The following is a 15,973-nucleotide window of genomic DNA, read 5'->3' on the forward strand; positions in this document are numbered from 1 at the left end:
TCGATGGCTATTCGTGTCGACTATCGGGCGAGTCTGAGTCTCGTCGGGAGCGTTCTCAAGTATCTGGCCGTGCCGTTAGCGCTGCCGCTGGTCGTCGCTCTCGCGTACGGCGAATCGGTCGCGCCGTTTCTCGTCACCATGCTGGTGACCGTCGCGGTCGGCGGTGGCCTCGAACGCCTGCGCCCCGACCCCGATATCGGCGCCCGCGAGGGCTTCCTGATGGTCGCGGCGACGTGGCTCGCCGTGTCGCTGATCGGCGCGCTTCCCTACCTGATCGAGGCGTACGGCCTGCCGGGATTCGTTCCGGCGAGCGCCCCCGAGTCGACGCTCCGTCATCCCCCGAACGCCCTGTTCGAGAGCATGAGCGGGTTCACGACGACGGGGGCGACGGTCCTCGGTGAGATTTCGCTCGACGCTCACGGCCACGGGATCATGCTCTGGCGACAGCTCACCCAGTGGCTCGGCGGGATGGGGATCGTCGTCCTCGCGGTGGCCATCCTGCCGGAACTCTCCGTCGGCGGGGCGCAGTTGATGGACGCGGAGGCACCCGGCCCGGGCATCGAGAAACTCACGCCTCGCATCGCAGAGACGGCCCGGGCGCTCTGGGGGGCGTATCTCGGCTTCACCGTCCTCGAAATCGTCCTGCTCTACGGCCTGCATCTGGCGGGCATGGCGCCCGCGATGGACGTGTACAACGCGGTCGCGCACGGCCTGACGACGATGCCGACCGGCGGCTTCTCGCCGGAGGCCCGGAGTATCGAGGCCTTCTCCGCCGCTGTCCAGTGGCTCATCATCCCGTTCATGATCGCCGCCGGAACCAACTTCGCCCTGTTCTGGCACGCACTCACGGGCGACCCGAAGCGGCTTCCGGGCGACTCGGAGTTTCGCTTCTACGTCGGGGCGATGGCGGTCCTCACGGGACTGGTCGCCGCGTTCCTGTTCGTCGGGAACGGCATCGCGACGTTCGTCCCGCCGGGGGCGACGTACGACTCCGCCTACCTCTCGGGCGTTCGGGCGACGCTGATCGGGAACGTCGAACCGGCACTCAGACACGCCGCCTTCCAGATCGTCTCGCTCGTGACGACGACGGGGTACGCCAGCATCGACTTCAACGCGTGGGGGCCCTCGGCGCAGTATCTCCTCCTCTTTGCCATGTTCGTCGGCGGATCGGCCGGGTCGACCGGTGGCGGGATCAAGGTCGTCCGGTGGTACGTGATCCTGAAGTCGATCCGGCGGGAACTGTTCACCACGGCCCATCCCGAGGCGGTGCGCCCGGTGCGACTCGGCGGCCGAACCGTCGACGAACGCGCCATCCGCGGCATCTACGCCTTCACCGTCCTCTATCTGGTGCTGTTTTTCGTCGCGACAGGCCTGATCTTCCTCGACGCCGGACGCGTTGGCCTCTCGCTGTCGGTGCTCGAAGCCATGAGCGCCGTCGCCGCGACGCTCGGCAACGTCGGTCCCGGCTTCGGCCTCGTCGGCCCGATGGGGAGCTATCTCGACTTCTCGCCGGAGTCGAAGGTGTTCATGGTCGCGCTGATGTGGCTCGGCCGCCTCGAAATCCTGCCCGTGCTTGTCTGCCTGACGCCGGAGTACTGGCGGCAGTAGCAAAATCAGCGCTGAAAATCGGGAGCGCGGTTTTATATACCGAATCGGTCTACCGTCGAGTGCGACGACCGGTCGCAACGGCGGTTCACGCCGCAGCCGGACTCTGTCCGGCCGTGTCCGGGGGAACGTCGTTCCCCGCCGCCGGCGACGAATCCGTCGTGATGGGGGCGAACACGGGTGGGGAGGATCGGACCAAGACGCTATACGACTGGGGTGTTGTACTGTGAGTGACACACCCACACCCGTCGCTCCGCATTTTATTTCCTATGATATAGTTGCAATATAAATGACATTTACCGAGCCATCCAGCGATTCATCCGCATGGTCGATTTGACTCGACGAAGCTTGATGGCAACGTCAACAGCTGCGGCGCTCGGCGCCAGCGTGGTCGGTTCCGGTGTGGCCAGCGCTGACGTTGACGAATCGGACACGCCGGGCGCCCCGAGCGTCAAGGGTGAGCTCAAACGGTTCTCGACGACGGCGTTCGGGGCCGAAGTGACCGGGCCGTTCGTGTTCGAGGACGGGTCGGTGCTGTACAGCCTCCAGCACCCGGAGGGGGGCAATCCGGAGCCGTTCGGTCGGGCCGCAGTCGGCTACTTCAGCGGCTTCACCTTCGAGTTCGACGGTCACGGGCGGCGCGGCTCCCACGGACCCCGACGGCGACGGGGTCTACGAGGACCTCAACGGTAACGGGCGCCTCGACTACGAGGACATCGAGATCCTGTTCGACAACTTCGACGCCGACAGCGTCACGATGAACGAGTCGGCGTACGACTTCAACGAGAACGGACAGCTCGACTTCGACGACATCGTCGACCTCTACGAGGAGGTCAACTGATCGTGTCGGCCGTCGCCGGCATCCGCACCGACCGTTCGCAGTCCGGGAGCGACGCGCCAGCGGCCGACAGCGACAGCAGTAGCACGGACGCCAGCGGGAGCAACGGCGGCAGTGACACCGACGCAGCGGCCGAGTCCACGTCCGGCGCCGGTCCCCTCTCGCCCGCGCTGATACTCGTCGCCATCGTTCTGCTGACGGCCATCGGTCTCCGGCGGCGGACGTAACGCATCGCCTTCCGACCACACCCCTTCGACGACCCCACATGTCCCGATCCACCCCCACCACGGACGACTCGACGGAATCGATCCACTGCGACTACATCCTCGGCGTTCGGATCGTCGAGCGAACGACCGCCGACGGTGACACCGTTTACCGGTTCGAGGCGCCACACCACGGCGGCCTGGAGTTCGACGACCCGGAGACGGCGGAACTGTACGCCGACGTCTACTTCGACGTGAACGGCTTCGACGAGGAGAAGGTCGGCGAAGAAGGCGTCCCACCGGCGATCATTCAGGCCGGCCGGGACACCCTCGCCGCGTACTTCCTCACGCAGTCGTACGGCGACCTCAACTGGGTCGCGTCGTACTACGGCATCAAACCGGAGCGAGCCGAACGGCTGGTCAACCGGGTCCGCAAGCGCGCCAAGCAGATTCGTGACGGTGCCGCGGAGCGCGGGATGGTCTGATCTCACCGGCGAGAACCGAACCTGATCGCCGGTCGGGCCGAGCGGTCGACCACGCCGCCGTCCGCGAGTATCATTAGTGAGAACTCGGTCCGTAACGTTATGTCACTCCCTCCCTCCGTTGGTGATGGGCGACTCGATTCGGCACCGGTACGACGACTTGTCGTTTCGGACACGCAGAGACGGCGCGGTTCCGGGGGGAACGCGCCGCCGGTCGAATCGGGGCGCCTATCGCGTGTGACCCTCTCACCCCCTACCAATTGTCACGGATTCAGCCCGTAGAGTGCCGACCGGACGAAGAGGGGATGATCTCTAGCCGGCCGATCCACATGTTGAGGACGAACGCCGCCTCGGCGAGCGGCGGCATCGCGGGGCCGGTGATCCCCGTCGAGAGGCCGACGTTCCCCTGCGCGCTCGCCACTTCGAGGAGCGCGTCGGCGCGGTCGGTTCCGACCTACGCGACGGCGCTGGCCGCGCGGATGATCGTCCGCTCGTCGAAGGCGCCGCCGATCAACTGGAGGCCGACCGGGAGGCCGTCGGCCTCGCCGGCGGGCACGGAGATGGCGGGGAGGTTGGCGAGGTTGACCGGGACCGTGTTGGCGTCCGCGAGGTACATCTGGAGCGGGTCGTCGAGGCTCTCGCCGAGTTCGAAGGGGAGGACGGGCATCGTCGGCGACGCCAGCACGTCCGCCTCCGCGAGCGCCTCGTCGAAGTCCTGTTTCAGCCACGCGCGGGCGTCCTGCGCCTTCGCGTAGTACTTGTCGTGATAGCCAGCGGAGAGGGCGTAGGTGCCGAGGAGGATGCGGCGTTTCACCTCGTCGCCGAAGCCCTCCTCGCGGACGGCGGCGAACGTCTCGTTCCAGTTGCCCTCGGCTTCCGTCGCCGGTCCGTAGCGTACGCCGTCGAAGCGCGCGAGGTTCGAGGACGCCTCGGACATGGCGATGACGTAGTAGGCCTGCACGGCGCGTTCGACGGAGGGGAGGCTCACTTCGTGGGTCTCGGCGCCCTGTGCTTCGAGGTCCGCGAGGGCGTCCTCGAACGTCTCGACGACGCGCTCGTCGGCACCCTCGATCAGTTCGGTCGGGACGCCGATAGTGAGACCCTCGACGTCGCCGTCGGCGGCGTCGGCGTACGTGGCGTCGGCGCCCTCCTCGCGCGTCGTGGCGTCGTTGTCGTCAGGGCCGGCGATCACTTCGAGAACCTCGGCGGCGCCCTCGACGGTCCGCGCGAACGGGCCGATCTGTTCCAGCGAGTTGGCGTAGGCGACAAGACCGTACCGGGAGACGAGGCCGTAGGTGGGCTTGATGCCCACGACGCCACAGAAGGCGGCGGGACAGCGAACCGAGCCACCGGTGTCGCTCCCGAGGGCGAAGTCGGCTTCGCCGGCGGCGACGGCCGCGGCGCTCCCGCCGGAGGAGCCGCCGGGAACCCGGGACTCGTCGACCGGATTCTTCGTCGGGCCGAACGCCGACGTTTCCGTCGTCGTCCCCATCCCGAACTCATCCATGTTGGTCTTGCCGACGATGGTCGCGCCCGCGTCCTTCAGGCGTTCGACGACCGTCGCGTCGTACGGCGGCACGTAGTCGTCGAGCATCGCGGAGCCACAGGTGGTCCGGACGCCGTCGGTCGAGATGTTGTCCTTGACGGCGACGGTGTGGCCCGCGAGGGGGCCGTCGTCCGCGCCGTCGATGGTCTCTCTGGTGATGAACGCGTCGAGGCTCATGAGACGCTGGGGCCCTTGAAGTAGCCGTCTTCGGTCTCCGGCGCGTTCTGCAGTGCCTCCTCCTGGCTCAGGCCGTCGCGAACCTCGTCTTCGCGCATGACGTTCACCAGGTCGGCCTCCGCCTCCACCTCGGGCACGTCGTCGAGTGCGTCGAAATAGGAGAGGATGTCGGCGAACTGCACGGCGAAGCGGTCCACCTCGTCCTCGTCCAGGTCGATCCGAGCGAGGTCGGCAACGTGGCGGACCTCGTCGGCGTCGACGGGCGTCTCGCTCATGTTGATGCGGACTTCCGGGCCGGCACTAAGGGTTTCGGTCCACCAGCGTGCGTCCGTCTTTCATCCACTGACGACGGCCAGTAGCGTTTATGTGTCCCCGGCGAACATCCGTTGGCGATGGTCGATGGAACTTTCGGCGGCTACGGCGGCCGTCACGTCCCCGAAGCGCTCGAAGAGCCTCTCGAACACCTCGCGAACGCGTACGACGAGGTAGCGACGACGGAGTCGTTCCAGGCCGACCTGCGCGACCTCCTCGAGACGTTCGCCGGGCGACCGACACCGATCTATCACGCCCGCAACCTCAGCGAGCGATACGGCGCCGACATCTACCTCAAGCGGGAGGACCTGCTCCACGGCGGCGCCCACAAGATCAACAACACGCTCGGGCAGGCGCTCCTCGCCAAGCGGGCCGGGAAAGACCGCCTCATCGCCGAGACAGGCGCCGGTCAGCACGGCACGGCGACGGCGATGGTCGGAGCGCTCCTCAACCTCGATACGGAGATTTATATGGGGAAAAAGGACGTGGAGCGCCAGAAGATGAACGTCTTCCGGATGCGGCTGATGGGCGCGACGGTCAACGAGGTGACCCGTGGCGGCGCGGGCCTCGCGGACGCCGTCGACGCCGCCCTCGAAGACATGGCCGCGAACATCGAGGACACCCACTACCTCGTCGGGAGCGTCGTCGGCCCCGATCCGTTCCCGCGGATGGTCCGTGACTTCCAGTCGGTCATCGGCAAGGAGGCACGCCAGCAGATGCTCGACCGCACGGGGGAACTCCCCGACGCGGCCGTCGCCTGCGTCGGCGGCGGATCGAACGCCATCGGCCTGTTCCACGCCTTCCGCGACGACGACGTGGCCTTCTACGGCGCCGAAGGCGGCGGCGAGGGTGAGGGCTCCGGCCGGCACGCCGCCCCCCTCGCCGAGGGCGAGGACGAGGTCATCCACGGCATGAAGACGCGCGTGATCGGTGAGGACACGGAGGTCCACTCGGTGTCCGCCGGCCTCGACTACCCCGGCGTCGGTCCCGAACACGCCATGTTCCGGGCGGTCGGCCGCGCGGAGTACACCGCCGTCACCGACGACGAAGCGCTCGCCGCCTTCCGTGAACTCTCGGAGACGGAGGGCATCATCCCGGCGCTCGAATCGAGTCACGGCGTGGCGCTGGCCATCGAGTTGGCCGAGGCGGGTGAGCACGACAGCATCCTCGTGAACCTCTCCGGCCGCGGCGACAAGGACATGGAGACGGCCGCGGAACACTTCGACCTCTAGGCCGGTTCGACCACGTTTCTCCGGTGGCTGGAGCCCCCGAACAGCCGACGCGCTCCGTTCGCGCGACCGTCCGTCGTGTCGTCGCCGACGGATGCTCACGGAGTAAACGGTCCACAAATTTGTTTCGTCCCGCCAGACACGCGATATCAGGGTCGCACTCGCTCTCTCACGAACGGACAATTAGTAATTGGTTTTGGTTACTCTCTCGATCTGTAGTCGACGACGAACTCGGAGCTATCCCGTGGCGGTCATTAGCCACGATTATACAATAAAAGGCGTTGAAACGGATACTTCCCGGTAGGACCTGGTACGTTCTCCTCGTCATCGTTGGTGGCGCCGTGACGTAAAAACGAATGCTTATCACGCCAGATCCAGAATGACCGGCCGCATGGTTCAATCCATCACTCTTGACACAGCAACGGAGTTGATCGAGGCGGCCGAGCGGAAGGCCGAGGAGATCGACAATCCGATGGTCATCACCGTCGCGAACAGCGAGGGAAACCTCGTCGCGCAACATCGGATGGACGACGCGTGGCTCGCGTCCGTCTCCATATCGCGGAACAAGGCCTACACAGCGGCAGCACTGGACACGCCAACCCACGAACTCGCCGAACCCTCCGAGCCCGGCAACTCCCTGTACGGGCTCCAGACGACCGACGAGGGTCGTCTGGTCGTCTTCGGCGGGGGCTATCCGCTGACGGACGAGGAGGGGAACGTGGTCGGCGCGTTCGGCGTCTCCGGTGGCGCGGTCGAACAGGATATGGAAGTGGCGGAAGCCGGCGTGAACCGGTGGGAAGCGATGCAGGGTAGAGACACCGAATCGTCGCTGAGCGCCGGTCCCGCGTAGGCCGCCGCCGAACTGCCATACCACACTGCCCGACCGTTCTGCGCCCGGATCGACGGGCGTAATCGGTCGTTCGTTCTCCGACAATATTAAGTGCCTGCGATGAACTAGGTTCTGTATAGAGCCGTTTTGCTCACTGATTCAAACCAATGACCGATAGCGTACGCGGTTACACGACCGAGCGCTCACGCGCGCGCGAGAGCGAGGACGAAGCCGAGAGTACCGAGGACAGCGAACAGTTGCGATGCCCGGAGTGCGGCGGTCAGCTCGCCACGGACACCGAACACGGCGAGACGGTGTGTGCGGACTGCGGGCTCGTCGTCGAGGAAGACGAGATCGACCACGGCCCCGAGTGGCGCGCCTTCGACTCGAAGGAGAAGGACCAGAAATCACGCGTCGGCGCCCCGACGACCCAGATGATGCACGACAAGGGGCTGTCGACGAACATCGGCTGGCAGGACAAGGACGCCTACGGCAAGACGCTCTCGTCCCGTCAACGCGAGAAGATGCAGCGCCTGCGCACCTGGAACGAGCGCTTCCGCACCCGTGACTCCAAGGAACGGAACCTGAAGCAGGCGCTCGGCGAAATCGACCGGATGGCCTCCGCGCTCGGCCTCCCCGAGAACGTCCGCGAGACCGCGAGCGTGATCTACCGCCGCGCCCTCGCCGACGACCTGCTCCCCGGCCGCTCCATCGAGGGTGTCGCGACGAGCGCCCTCTACGCCGCCGCCCGGCAGGCGGGAACCCCCCGTTCGCTCGACGAAATCGCCACTGTCTCCCGTGTCGACAAGGACGAAATCGCGCGGACGTACCGCTACGTCGTCCGCGAACTCGGCCTCGAAATTCAGCCCGCGGACCCCGAGCAGTACGTCCCCCGCTTCGCCTCCGAACTCGATCTCTCCGACGAGTCCGAACGGCGTGCGCGTGACCTGCTGAAGACGGCGAAAGATCAGGGCGTCCACAGCGGCAAGAGTCCCGTCGGCCTCGCGGCCGCCGCCATCTACGCCGCCGCCCTGCTCACCAACGAGAAAGTGACCCAGAGCGAGGTGTCGGAAGTGGCCAACATCAGCGAAGTCACTATCCGCAACCGATACCACGAACTGCTCGAAGCCGAAGAGCAGATTCAGGTTCCCTAATTCTTCTCGCGCTCTATCGTCACCGGCACGTCGGGCGGGAGGATGATCGTGGTTTCGTCACCCGACAGATCGATCTCGATCGTCCCGACCGTCGACTCGACGGGGACGATGCGGTCCAACTGATCGTCAGTAATGCGTACGTGACTCACGGTGGAGGGCACCTGCCGGCATATCCACCCCACCCATGAAAAAAGTGCGCGTCGGAAAGTCGATACGCCCGGCAGTCTACTACCGCGCATGGAGACGACTCGGCATTTCACCGCGACGGTGTATCTCGTTGCCGACGGTGCGACGGCGCTCCACGACCACCCTCGCCTCGGCATCCGCCTGCCCCCCGGCGGCCACATCGACCGCGCCGAACTCCCCCACGAGGCGGCGCTCCGCGAGGCCCGCGAGGAGACCGGATTGGAGCCGACGCTCCTGACCGACCACGACGACGTGCGCTCCGATACTGCGCGGGCCATCCCCCGTCCGCGGCACCTGATGCTCGCGGACGTGAACATCTGTGGTGACGAGGTGGGCCACCAGCACATCGACCACGTCTTCTACGCCACCGTCGAACGCCGCGACATCGACCCCGCACCGGACGAACCGGGCGCAGACGCGTGGGCGTGGTACGATCCCGACGCGCTCCGTGCCGCCGACGTGGACCCCGACGTGCGGGAGCTAGGGATCGAAGCCATCGAGACGGCCGTCGAGGCGGCGAGCGACTAGCAGAGCGACCGGATGTACTGCCCAAGGTGGTCGTCCATCCGGCGCTTGTAGCCGGCCTGCCGGGCGAGGCGGTCGAGTTCGCGCGAGACCAGACTGCCGTACTGCACGGCCTTCTTGTCCGCCGTGACGACCGATTCGGGGAGGCGGTCACGGGCTGCCAGCCGGAGCGCGACCTTGCGTTCCGTCCCCGTCGCGAGGAGGTGATCCGGGAGTGGCAGCGCCGCCGTGACGACGGCGTCGGTGAGGAAGGGGGTGATCGGCTCGACGCCCGCTGCCCGGAGCACGAGCGTATCGCGCTCCAACTGACTGGGGAGGCTCCCGATCACCTCCCGGGTCGCACCGCGGACCGTCGTCGCGTCCACCCGGTCGTCGTCGGCCGGATCGACCACCTTCGCGTAGCCGCCGAAGAGTTCGTCGGCCCCCTGCCCGACGGCGAGGCGGTCGAAACCGTCCGCCGCGGCGCGTTCCGCGACGAGATAGAGGGGAAGTGCGATGCACACGTCCATCGCGTTGGTCCGGCCCGTCGCGGTCACCACCTCGGGAACGGCCCGTTCAAGGTCGGCGTGGTCGAGGTCGACAATGCGGAGGTCGCGGTCCATCGCGTCGGCCGCTGCCCGTGCCGCTTCCACGTCGTGCGAGTCGGGAAAGCCGACGACGTAGCAAGGGGCGTCGGGCGCGCCTGTGGCGACGAGTCCTGAGTCGACGCCGCCGGAGAAGGCGATAGCGAGGCCGTCGCCACCGAGGTCGGTCAGCGAGTCGTCGAGGGCGTCGCGGAGGGCGTCGACGGCGGCCGCGTCGTCCGTCGCGACCGGCGGATCGGGTAGCGACCAGACGCGGCGGTCGGTGCCGTCGGAATTGCGGACGTGGCCCGCGGGCACCGGAGACGGGTCGCCGTCTACGTCGGCCGGTGCGAAGCCCCAGTCGTTGGGCGTGCCGAAGACTGGCTGGCGGCCGAGTACGTCACGGACGAGACGCCCTTCGAGTTCGCCGGCGAAGCCGCTCGTACCGGGGAGTGAATCTCCGGAGTCGAGAGCGCGGCGAACCGTCGCCACGTCGGCGCCGCGAATCCGGGTCACAGCAAGTCGCCGAGTGCGCGCACGAGTCGGCGTTTCGCGCCGCCCGCGGCCTGTCGGAAGCTGATCCGCCACGGCGTGCGACGCCCGACGACGCTCGTTCGACCGGCGGCGATGGCGTCGAGGATGCTCTCGGCCGTCCGCTCGTCGGCGTCGACTTCGGTGATCGCCTGCCCGACCATCTCCGCGATGTGCGCGTCGCTGCCGGCGGTCATCGGGAGGTCGTGGAAGGCGGCGAAGCGTTCCGCTTTCCGGTTGGCACGGCCGGTGAGGAGGCGGGAGTTGTACACCTCGATGGCGTCGGCGCTCGCGAGCGTCGCCGCCGAGATGTGGGGCGCGACGCCGTGGCGGGAGGACTGGAACGGGTGGGGAACGACGGCGATGCCTCCCTGTTCGTGGATGCGGTCGAGCGTCGCCTCGAAGGAGAGACCGGCCGGAATCGCCTCACGGACGCCGAACGCGAGGACGTGACCGACGGCGGTCGTGATCTCCATGCCCGGGATGCCGATCAGGCCGTACTCCGGGGCCTGCTCGACCGCGTCGAGGCTGGCGTCGATCTCGTCGTGGTCAGTGACGGCGATGGCGTCGAGACCCACGGAAGCCGCCTGTTCGAGCAGGTGGTCGACCGGGTCCCGGCCGTCGTGTGACAGCGACGAGTGCGTGTGCAACTCGACCGATAACACACGCGGACGGTCGGTACGGGCAGTAAAAAGCGCGCCGATCCTGTGAAGCCGATAGCGGCCGATGGAAAGACATTACCTCCACAGCGTGAAAGACGGAGACGAATGAGCCTGTCCGATCCGGACCACGACCTCGTCGCCGCCGAACTCGGGCGGGACCCCACGCCCGCCGAGGCGGCGCTCTTCGAGAACCTCTGGAGCGAACACTGCGCCTACCGGTCGTCCCGCCCACTGCTGTCGGCGTTCGACAGCGAGGCCGAACAGGTCGTCATCGGTCCCGGCGACGACGCCGCCGTCGTCGCCTTGCCGACCTACGACGACGGCGAGGAGACGTACGTCGCCATGGGTATCGAGAGCCACAACCACCCCTCCTACGTCGACCCGTACGACGGCGCCGCGACCGGCGTCGGCGGCATCGTCCGCGACATCCTCTCGATGGGTGCCTACCCCATCGCGCTGACCGATTCCCTCTATTTCGGCGGATTCGATCGTGAACACTCCCGCTACCTGTTCGAAGGAGTGGTGGAAGGCATCGCGGACTACGGCAACGCCATCGGCGTGCCCACGGTGGGTGGCAGCGTCGAGTTCCACGACGACTACGAGGGCAACCCGCTGGTGAACGTCGCCTGCGTCGGCCTCGTCACGCCGGATCGACTGGTCACCGCGGAGGCCCAGACCCCGGGCAACAAACTCGTCCTCGTCGGCAACGCCACCGGCCGCGACGGCCTCGGCGGCGCCTCCTTCGCCAGCGAGGACCTGAGCGAGGACGCCGAGACTGAGGACCGCCCCGCGGTGCAGGTGGGCGACCCCTACACGGAGAAACTCCTCATCGAGGCCAACGAGGCACTGGTCGACGAGGACCTGATCCGCGCCGCCCGCGACCTCGGTGCCGCGGGACTCGGCGGCGCCTCCAGCGAACTCGTCGCCAAGGGGGGACTGGGTGCCGAGATCGAACTCGACGCGGTCCACCAACGGGAGCCGAACATGTCCGCGCTGGAGATTCTGCTCGCCGAATCGCAGGAGCGGATGTGTTACGAGGTGCGTCCCGAGGACGTGGCACGTGTCGAGGAAATTGCCGAGCGCTACGACCTCGGTTGTTCGGTCATCGGCGAGGTGCGAGAGGGCAACTACGTCTGTACCTTTGAAGGTGAGACGGTCGTCGACGTGCCCGCGCACTTCCTCGCGGAGGGCGCGCCGATGAACGACCTGCCGATGGAGGAACCGGTCGAGGCGAGCCGCGACCTCCCCGACGCGGACCTGGAGGCGGCGTTCGACACCGTCGTGAGCAGTCCGAACACCGCGAGCAAGGAGTGGGTCTACCGCCAGTACGACCACGAGGTCGGCGCGCGGACGGCGCGCCGACCTGGCGACGACGCCGCGATCATGGCGATCCGCGAAGCCGGCACGGGACTGGCACTCTCGGCCGGCGCGATTCCGGCGTGGACGGACGCGAACCCCTACGACGGCGCCCGCGCGGTGGCGCTGGAGAACGCGACCAACCTCGCGGCGAAGGGCGCGAGTCCCCACGCCGCAGTCGACTGCCTCAACGGTGGCAACCCGGAGAAACCGGACGTGTACGGCGGCTTCGGCGCCATCGTCGACGGTCTCGCGGACATGTGCCGCGACCTCTCGGTGCCCGTCGTCGGCGGCAACGTCTCCCTGTACAACGACTCCGCCGCCGGCCCCATCCCGCCGACGCCGACGGTGGCGATGATCGGCGTCCGCGAGGGCTACGACGCGCCGCCGCTGACCGTCTCGGGCGAGGGATCGCTCCTCGAAGTCGGCGCACGCGGTAGTGCGCTCGGCGGGTCGACGTATCTCGCCACGCAGGGCGGCAGCGACGGCTTCCCGGACCTCCCCGCCGATCCGACGGCGACGGTCGACGCCGTCCGAGCGGTCGCCAATCTCGACTCGACGCTCGCTACCCACGACGTGAGCCACGGCGGCCTCGCGGTGACGCTGGCCGAGATGGTCGGCGAGGCCGGGATCAGTGCGACGGTCGAGAGCGTCGAGGTGCTGTTCGACGAGACGCCCGGGCGGATCGTCGTCGAGACGACCGATCCCGAAGCGGTACAGGACGCCGCCGGCGACGTGCCCGTCCGTGACCTCGGTGCAGCGACGGCCGACGGCGAACTGACGCTCTCGGTCGGCGAGGAGCGACTCACGCGGGACGCGGGGACGATCCGCGACCTGCGCGACGTGATCGAGCGGGAATTAGAGTAGCGTTCGAAAGTCATCCCACACCCGTTCGCGAGACTGTGTGCGAGGGTGTGCGGGCAGTTTCGAACGCTACTCTAGAACAGGAGCGGCAGCCCGAACGTTACGGCGAGACCGACGAGGAGGACGACGAAACCGATCCCGACTTGGCTGGTCGTGAAGTCCTGCATCGGCGAGGTGACGCGCCCCTCTTCCTCGTCGCCGTGGGGGTAGTCTTCGTGGTCCGCGTGGTCGTCGTGTGAATCGTCCATACGCGTCCCTGACGTGCGGCGTTACAAAAAGACTCCTGAATGGGGCGAGCGTGCCTGCGCCGGCGACTCGCCGTGGGCGCTGCCCGGGTCGCGTCGGCGGACGCGGTCGCCCCACCGAGACGGCCCGTCGGTGGTCCATGGCTTCGGCCCCCTCGTCGATGCGGAACGAACGGGCGGTGTCGTCTCGGTGAGGCGGCCGGGTACGATGCCCGGTGGTCGCGCCTCGGGGTTGTCTCGGCTCTCGGTAGCGTGATCGGGGTCGTTCGTGTGACCGCGCTCGACCGCGCGTCGATATCCGCACGGATCGACGCGGTCGTGTGCCGATCGGTGCCCACTCGAAAGAGTCTACGCTCGAACGCGTTCGTGACGGGACCTCCATCCACCCACCGTCGTGTCGGACCGCTTTTGGGCGACGACGGTGTACGAACCGACATCGCATGGCCGTAACCAAGCGCATCATCCCCTGTATCGACGTGGATATCGACGAGGACGGCAACGCGGCGGTGTACACCGGCGTCAACTTCGAAAATCTGGAGTACACGGGTGATCCGGTCGAGATGGCCCGCGAGTACAACGAGGCGGGCGCCGACGAGTTCGTCTTCCTCGACATCACGGCCAGTGCCGAGGGGCGCGAGACGATGCTCCACGTCGTCGAGCAGATTGCGGACGAGGTGTTCATCCCCCTCACTGTCGGCGGCGGCATCCGCACCCGCGACGACATCAAGGAGACGCTCCGCGCTGGCGCGGACAAGGTGTCCATCAACACGGCGGCCATCGAGAATCCGGACCTCGTCGACGCCGGCGCCGCCGCGTTCGGAAGCCAGTGCATCGTCATCAGCGTCGACGCCCGGCGGCGCTACGACGAGGACGGCGAGTATTACGAGCAGGTCGACGGCGAGTCCTGCTGGTTCGAGTGTACGATCAAGGGCGGCCGCGAGGGCACCGGTGTCGACGTGGTGGAGTGGGCACGGGAGGTCGAATCCCGCGGCGCGGGCGAACTGTTCGTCAACTCCATCGACGCCGACGGGACGAAAGACGGCTACGACATCCCGCTCACCCGGGCGGTGTGTGAAAACGTCTCGACGCCCGTCATCGCCTCGTCGGGGTGTGGCGGCCCCGAGGACACCTACGAGGTGTTCACCGAGGCCGGCGCGGACGCGGCGCTCGCGGCCTCCATCTTCCACTTCGACGAGTACACCATCCGCGAAGTGAAAGAGTACCTCGACGAACGCGGCGTGCCGGTTCGGCTGTAGGGGTCCGACCGACAGAGTTTACGGCCCCGCGTCGACAGTCGCTCCCGTGCAACCCATCTACCTTCTCTTCACGGGCGTGATGGTGCTCGCGTCGCTCGGCTGTCTGTGGGACGCGTGGGGCGACCGCGAGGGACTGACCCTCTACGCCACCGCCGTCGTCTACGGCCTCATCCTCGAGAAACTGGTCATCGTCGCCTTCGGCGCCTACACCTACCCCGCCGAAGCGTATCTCTTCGACGTGCTGGGGATTCCGCTGGCCATCGCCTTCGGGTGGTCGGCGGTCATCTACGCCGGGACGACCACCGCGCGGGCCTACGGCGTGCCCCTCCGGTCGCTCCCGGGCTTCGTCGCGCTCTACGCCCTCCACATCGACCTGTCGATGGACGCCATCGCCATCCGGGTGCCGTTCTGGACGTGGACGCCGCCGGGGCCGTGGTTCGGCGTCCCCCTCGGCAACTTCTTCGGGTGGTTCTGTGTTGCCTTCCTGTTCGCCGGCTGGTTCGAACTCCTGCGTCGGCGGATTTCGAACCCCCTCGCGCTCGGCGGCGGGACGCTCGTCGCCGCGCTGGCGACGCTGCTCGTCTTGCTCGAACTCTGGACGACGTTCGTCGAGTCGGTGGCGCTCGGGGCCGGCATCCTGATCGGTCTCGGCGTTCTGTCGGCCCTCGCGCTCCTCCGCTGGCCGCCCACGTTCGCCGACAGACCGGCGCGGACGGCGGTGGCCGCGACGCTGCTCTTTCACGGCTTCTTCATCGCGATGTTCGTCGTGACGGGGACCTACCGGACGCTCCCGGTGCTTGGCGTCGTGAGTGTGGCGGCGCTGGGCGTCGGGGTCGGCGTGCACGCCCTGCCGGAGCGAGGAAAGCTTACGCGGCGGCGTCGAACGCGGCCATGAAGTCGTCGGTGAGGTCCTGCACGCGGCGGGAGGCGTCGGCCACGGCGTCGAGGGGGTCGGTGCCCGATTCGGTCTTGACCGAGAGAATGGGGTCGGTCTGGCCGCCCGACTGCTCGGGATTCATGTCGTAGGTCGCCGCGGCGACGCCCGCCGTCTCCAGCAACGCCCCCTTGAGGACGTTCATGAACGTGTGATCCTCGCCCGCAATCTCCATGCGAAGTTCCTCGTCGGTTTTCTCGATGACCCGCAGTTCCATACCCTCCGGTACCGGTGGTTCGCGTTTCAACCTTTCGTAATAAGCGCTCTCCGAACGAACGGGCGACGCCTGAGTGGCGTCCCCCGAACGGAGAACGTACGGGACCACACGAGGTGGTCGTCCGACTGACCAAGCCACTGCGAGGAGCACCTGACTCGCAATGTGCTATGCGATACTATGACGCGCCCGGTGAAACACCGACCACGTCGGTTCCTAGGTTTACGTATGTGCTAAAAAGCCTGTTGGCTAGACCAATATA

18 protein-coding genes and 2 pseudogenes are annotated in these 15,973 nt (G+C 67.4%); 12 read left to right on the forward strand and 8 right to left on the reverse strand.

Features of this window, described 5'->3' with window-relative positions; genetic code table 11:
- The first annotated feature begins 3 nt into the window (after positions 1-3).
- The 5 genes and pseudogenes from DU502_RS09295 to DU502_RS09315 all read left to right on the forward strand — a co-directional run bounded on the left by DU502_RS09295 (position 4) and on the right by DU502_RS09315 (position 3,131).
- Complete coding sequence (locus tag DU502_RS09295; protein WP_121919105.1) at positions 4-1,608, forward strand: TrkH family potassium uptake protein; 1,605 nt, start codon at positions 4-6, stop codon at positions 1,606-1,608.
- Between the two features lie 59 nt (positions 1,609-1,667).
- The gene (locus DU502_RS18250; RefSeq protein WP_158601124.1) at positions 1,668-1,835 is read left to right on the forward strand and encodes a hypothetical protein; all 168 of its coding nucleotides are present in this window, start codon (positions 1,668-1,670) and stop codon (positions 1,833-1,835) included.
- Positions 1,836-1,929: 94 nt separating this feature from the next.
- Positions 1,930-2,235: pseudogene (locus DU502_RS09300) on the forward strand (alkaline phosphatase PhoX); the annotation flags it as partial.
- A gap of 213 nt (positions 2,236-2,448) precedes the next feature.
- Positions 2,449-2,670 carry a hypothetical protein gene (locus tag DU502_RS09310; RefSeq protein ID WP_121919106.1) on the forward strand — a complete coding sequence of 74 codons (222 nt, stop codon included), beginning with the start codon at positions 2,449-2,451 and terminating at the stop codon, positions 2,668-2,670.
- Between the two features lie 38 nt (positions 2,671-2,708).
- A complete protein-coding gene (locus DU502_RS09315; protein WP_121919107.1) occupies positions 2,709-3,131 on the forward strand; it encodes a hypothetical protein in 423 nt (140 codons plus the stop codon).
- Positions 3,132-3,391: 260 nt separating this feature from the next.
- Here the strand turns inward: DU502_RS09315 and DU502_RS09320 are convergent.
- From DU502_RS09320 to gatC, 3 genes and pseudogenes are all read right to left on the reverse strand, one after another.
- Positions 3,392-3,567 (reverse strand): annotated as a pseudogene (locus DU502_RS09320) (potassium transporter TrkG); the annotation flags it as partial.
- Between the two features lie 15 nt (positions 3,568-3,582).
- Positions 3,583-4,851 carry an Asp-tRNA(Asn)/Glu-tRNA(Gln) amidotransferase subunit GatA gene (gene gatA, locus DU502_RS09325; RefSeq protein ID WP_121919108.1) on the reverse strand — a complete coding sequence of 423 codons (1,269 nt, stop codon included), beginning with the start codon at positions 4,849-4,851 and terminating at the stop codon, positions 3,583-3,585.
- A complete protein-coding gene (gene gatC / locus DU502_RS09330) occupies positions 4,848-5,126 on the reverse strand; it encodes an Asp-tRNA(Asn)/Glu-tRNA(Gln) amidotransferase subunit GatC (protein ID WP_121919109.1) in 279 nt (92 codons plus the stop codon). Before gatC ends, gatA begins: the two co-directional genes overlap by 4 nt.
- Before the next feature lie 117 nt (positions 5,127-5,243).
- Here gatC and trpB point away from each other — a divergent pair, with 117 nt between their 5' ends.
- From trpB to DU502_RS09345, 3 genes are all read left to right on the forward strand, one after another.
- Positions 5,244-6,395, forward strand: a complete 1,152-nt coding sequence (gene trpB / locus DU502_RS09335; RefSeq protein ID WP_121919110.1) for a tryptophan synthase subunit beta — start codon at positions 5,244-5,246, stop codon at positions 6,393-6,395.
- A gap of 388 nt (positions 6,396-6,783) precedes the next feature.
- Complete coding sequence (locus tag DU502_RS09340; protein WP_121919111.1) at positions 6,784-7,242, forward strand: GlcG/HbpS family heme-binding protein; 459 nt, start codon at positions 6,784-6,786, stop codon at positions 7,240-7,242.
- 146 nt (positions 7,243-7,388) lie between these two features.
- Positions 7,389-8,375 carry a transcription initiation factor IIB gene (locus DU502_RS09345; protein ID WP_121919112.1) on the forward strand — a complete coding sequence of 329 codons (987 nt, stop codon included), beginning with the start codon at positions 7,389-7,391 and terminating at the stop codon, positions 8,373-8,375.
- Here DU502_RS09345 and DU502_RS18255 read toward each other — a convergent pair.
- A complete protein-coding gene (locus tag DU502_RS18255) occupies positions 8,372-8,536 on the reverse strand; it encodes a hypothetical protein (protein WP_158601125.1) in 165 nt (54 codons plus the stop codon). The genes DU502_RS09345 and DU502_RS18255 overlap by 4 nt on opposite strands.
- A 76-nt stretch (positions 8,537-8,612) precedes the next feature.
- Here DU502_RS18255 and DU502_RS09350 point away from each other — a divergent pair, with 76 nt between their 5' ends.
- Entirely contained in the window at positions 8,613-9,089 is a 477-nt protein-coding gene (locus tag DU502_RS09350) for an NUDIX hydrolase (RefSeq protein WP_121919113.1), read from the forward strand.
- Here the strand turns inward: DU502_RS09350 and DU502_RS09355 are convergent.
- Both DU502_RS09355 and DU502_RS09360 read right to left on the reverse strand, forming a co-directional pair.
- Positions 9,086-10,156 (reverse strand): asparagine synthase C-terminal domain-containing protein, encoded by a 1,071-nt coding sequence (locus tag DU502_RS09355; RefSeq protein WP_121919471.1) that lies wholly within the window; start codon positions 10,154-10,156, stop codon positions 9,086-9,088. The two genes, DU502_RS09350 and DU502_RS09355, sit on opposite strands and share 4 nt — an antisense overlap.
- Positions 10,157-10,161: 5 nt before the next feature.
- On the reverse strand, positions 10,162-10,845 hold the full coding sequence (locus DU502_RS09360; RefSeq protein WP_121919114.1) for a PHP domain-containing protein: 684 nt from the start codon (positions 10,843-10,845) through the stop codon (positions 10,162-10,164).
- Between the two features lie 42 nt (positions 10,846-10,887).
- Between DU502_RS09360 and purL the strand changes: the two genes are divergently transcribed.
- Entirely contained in the window at positions 10,888-13,065 is a 2,178-nt protein-coding gene (purL, locus tag DU502_RS09365) for a phosphoribosylformylglycinamidine synthase subunit PurL (protein WP_394338913.1), read from the forward strand.
- A 71-nt stretch (positions 13,066-13,136) separates the two neighbouring features.
- Here the strand turns inward: purL and DU502_RS18260 are convergent, their stop codons facing one another.
- Complete coding sequence (locus DU502_RS18260) at positions 13,137-13,310, reverse strand: DUF7550 family protein (RefSeq protein ID WP_166033660.1); 174 nt, start codon at positions 13,308-13,310, stop codon at positions 13,137-13,139.
- Positions 13,311-13,747: 437 nt separating this feature from the next.
- Here DU502_RS18260 and hisF point away from each other — a divergent pair, with 437 nt between their 5' ends.
- Together hisF and DU502_RS09375 are read left to right on the forward strand one after the other, a co-directional pair.
- Positions 13,748-14,563 carry an imidazole glycerol phosphate synthase subunit HisF gene (gene hisF / locus DU502_RS09370; RefSeq protein WP_121919116.1) on the forward strand — a complete coding sequence of 272 codons (816 nt, stop codon included), beginning with the start codon at positions 13,748-13,750 and terminating at the stop codon, positions 14,561-14,563.
- A gap of 46 nt (positions 14,564-14,609) precedes the next feature.
- The gene (locus DU502_RS09375; protein ID WP_121919117.1) at positions 14,610-15,458 is read left to right on the forward strand and encodes a carotenoid biosynthesis protein; all 849 of its coding nucleotides are present in this window, start codon (positions 14,610-14,612) and stop codon (positions 15,456-15,458) included.
- On the opposite strand, the gene DU502_RS09380 is transcribed toward DU502_RS09375, so the two are convergent.
- Positions 15,430-15,714, reverse strand: a complete 285-nt coding sequence (locus DU502_RS09380; protein ID WP_121919118.1) for a DNA-directed RNA polymerase subunit L — start codon at positions 15,712-15,714, stop codon at positions 15,430-15,432. The genes DU502_RS09375 and DU502_RS09380 overlap by 29 nt on opposite strands.
- Positions 15,715-15,973 lie beyond the last annotated feature (259 nt).

Origin of the sequence: Haloplanus aerogenes (assembly GCF_003856835.1) — an archaeon.
GTDB lineage: Archaea > Halobacteriota > Halobacteria > Halobacteriales > Haloferacaceae > Haloplanus > Haloplanus aerogenes.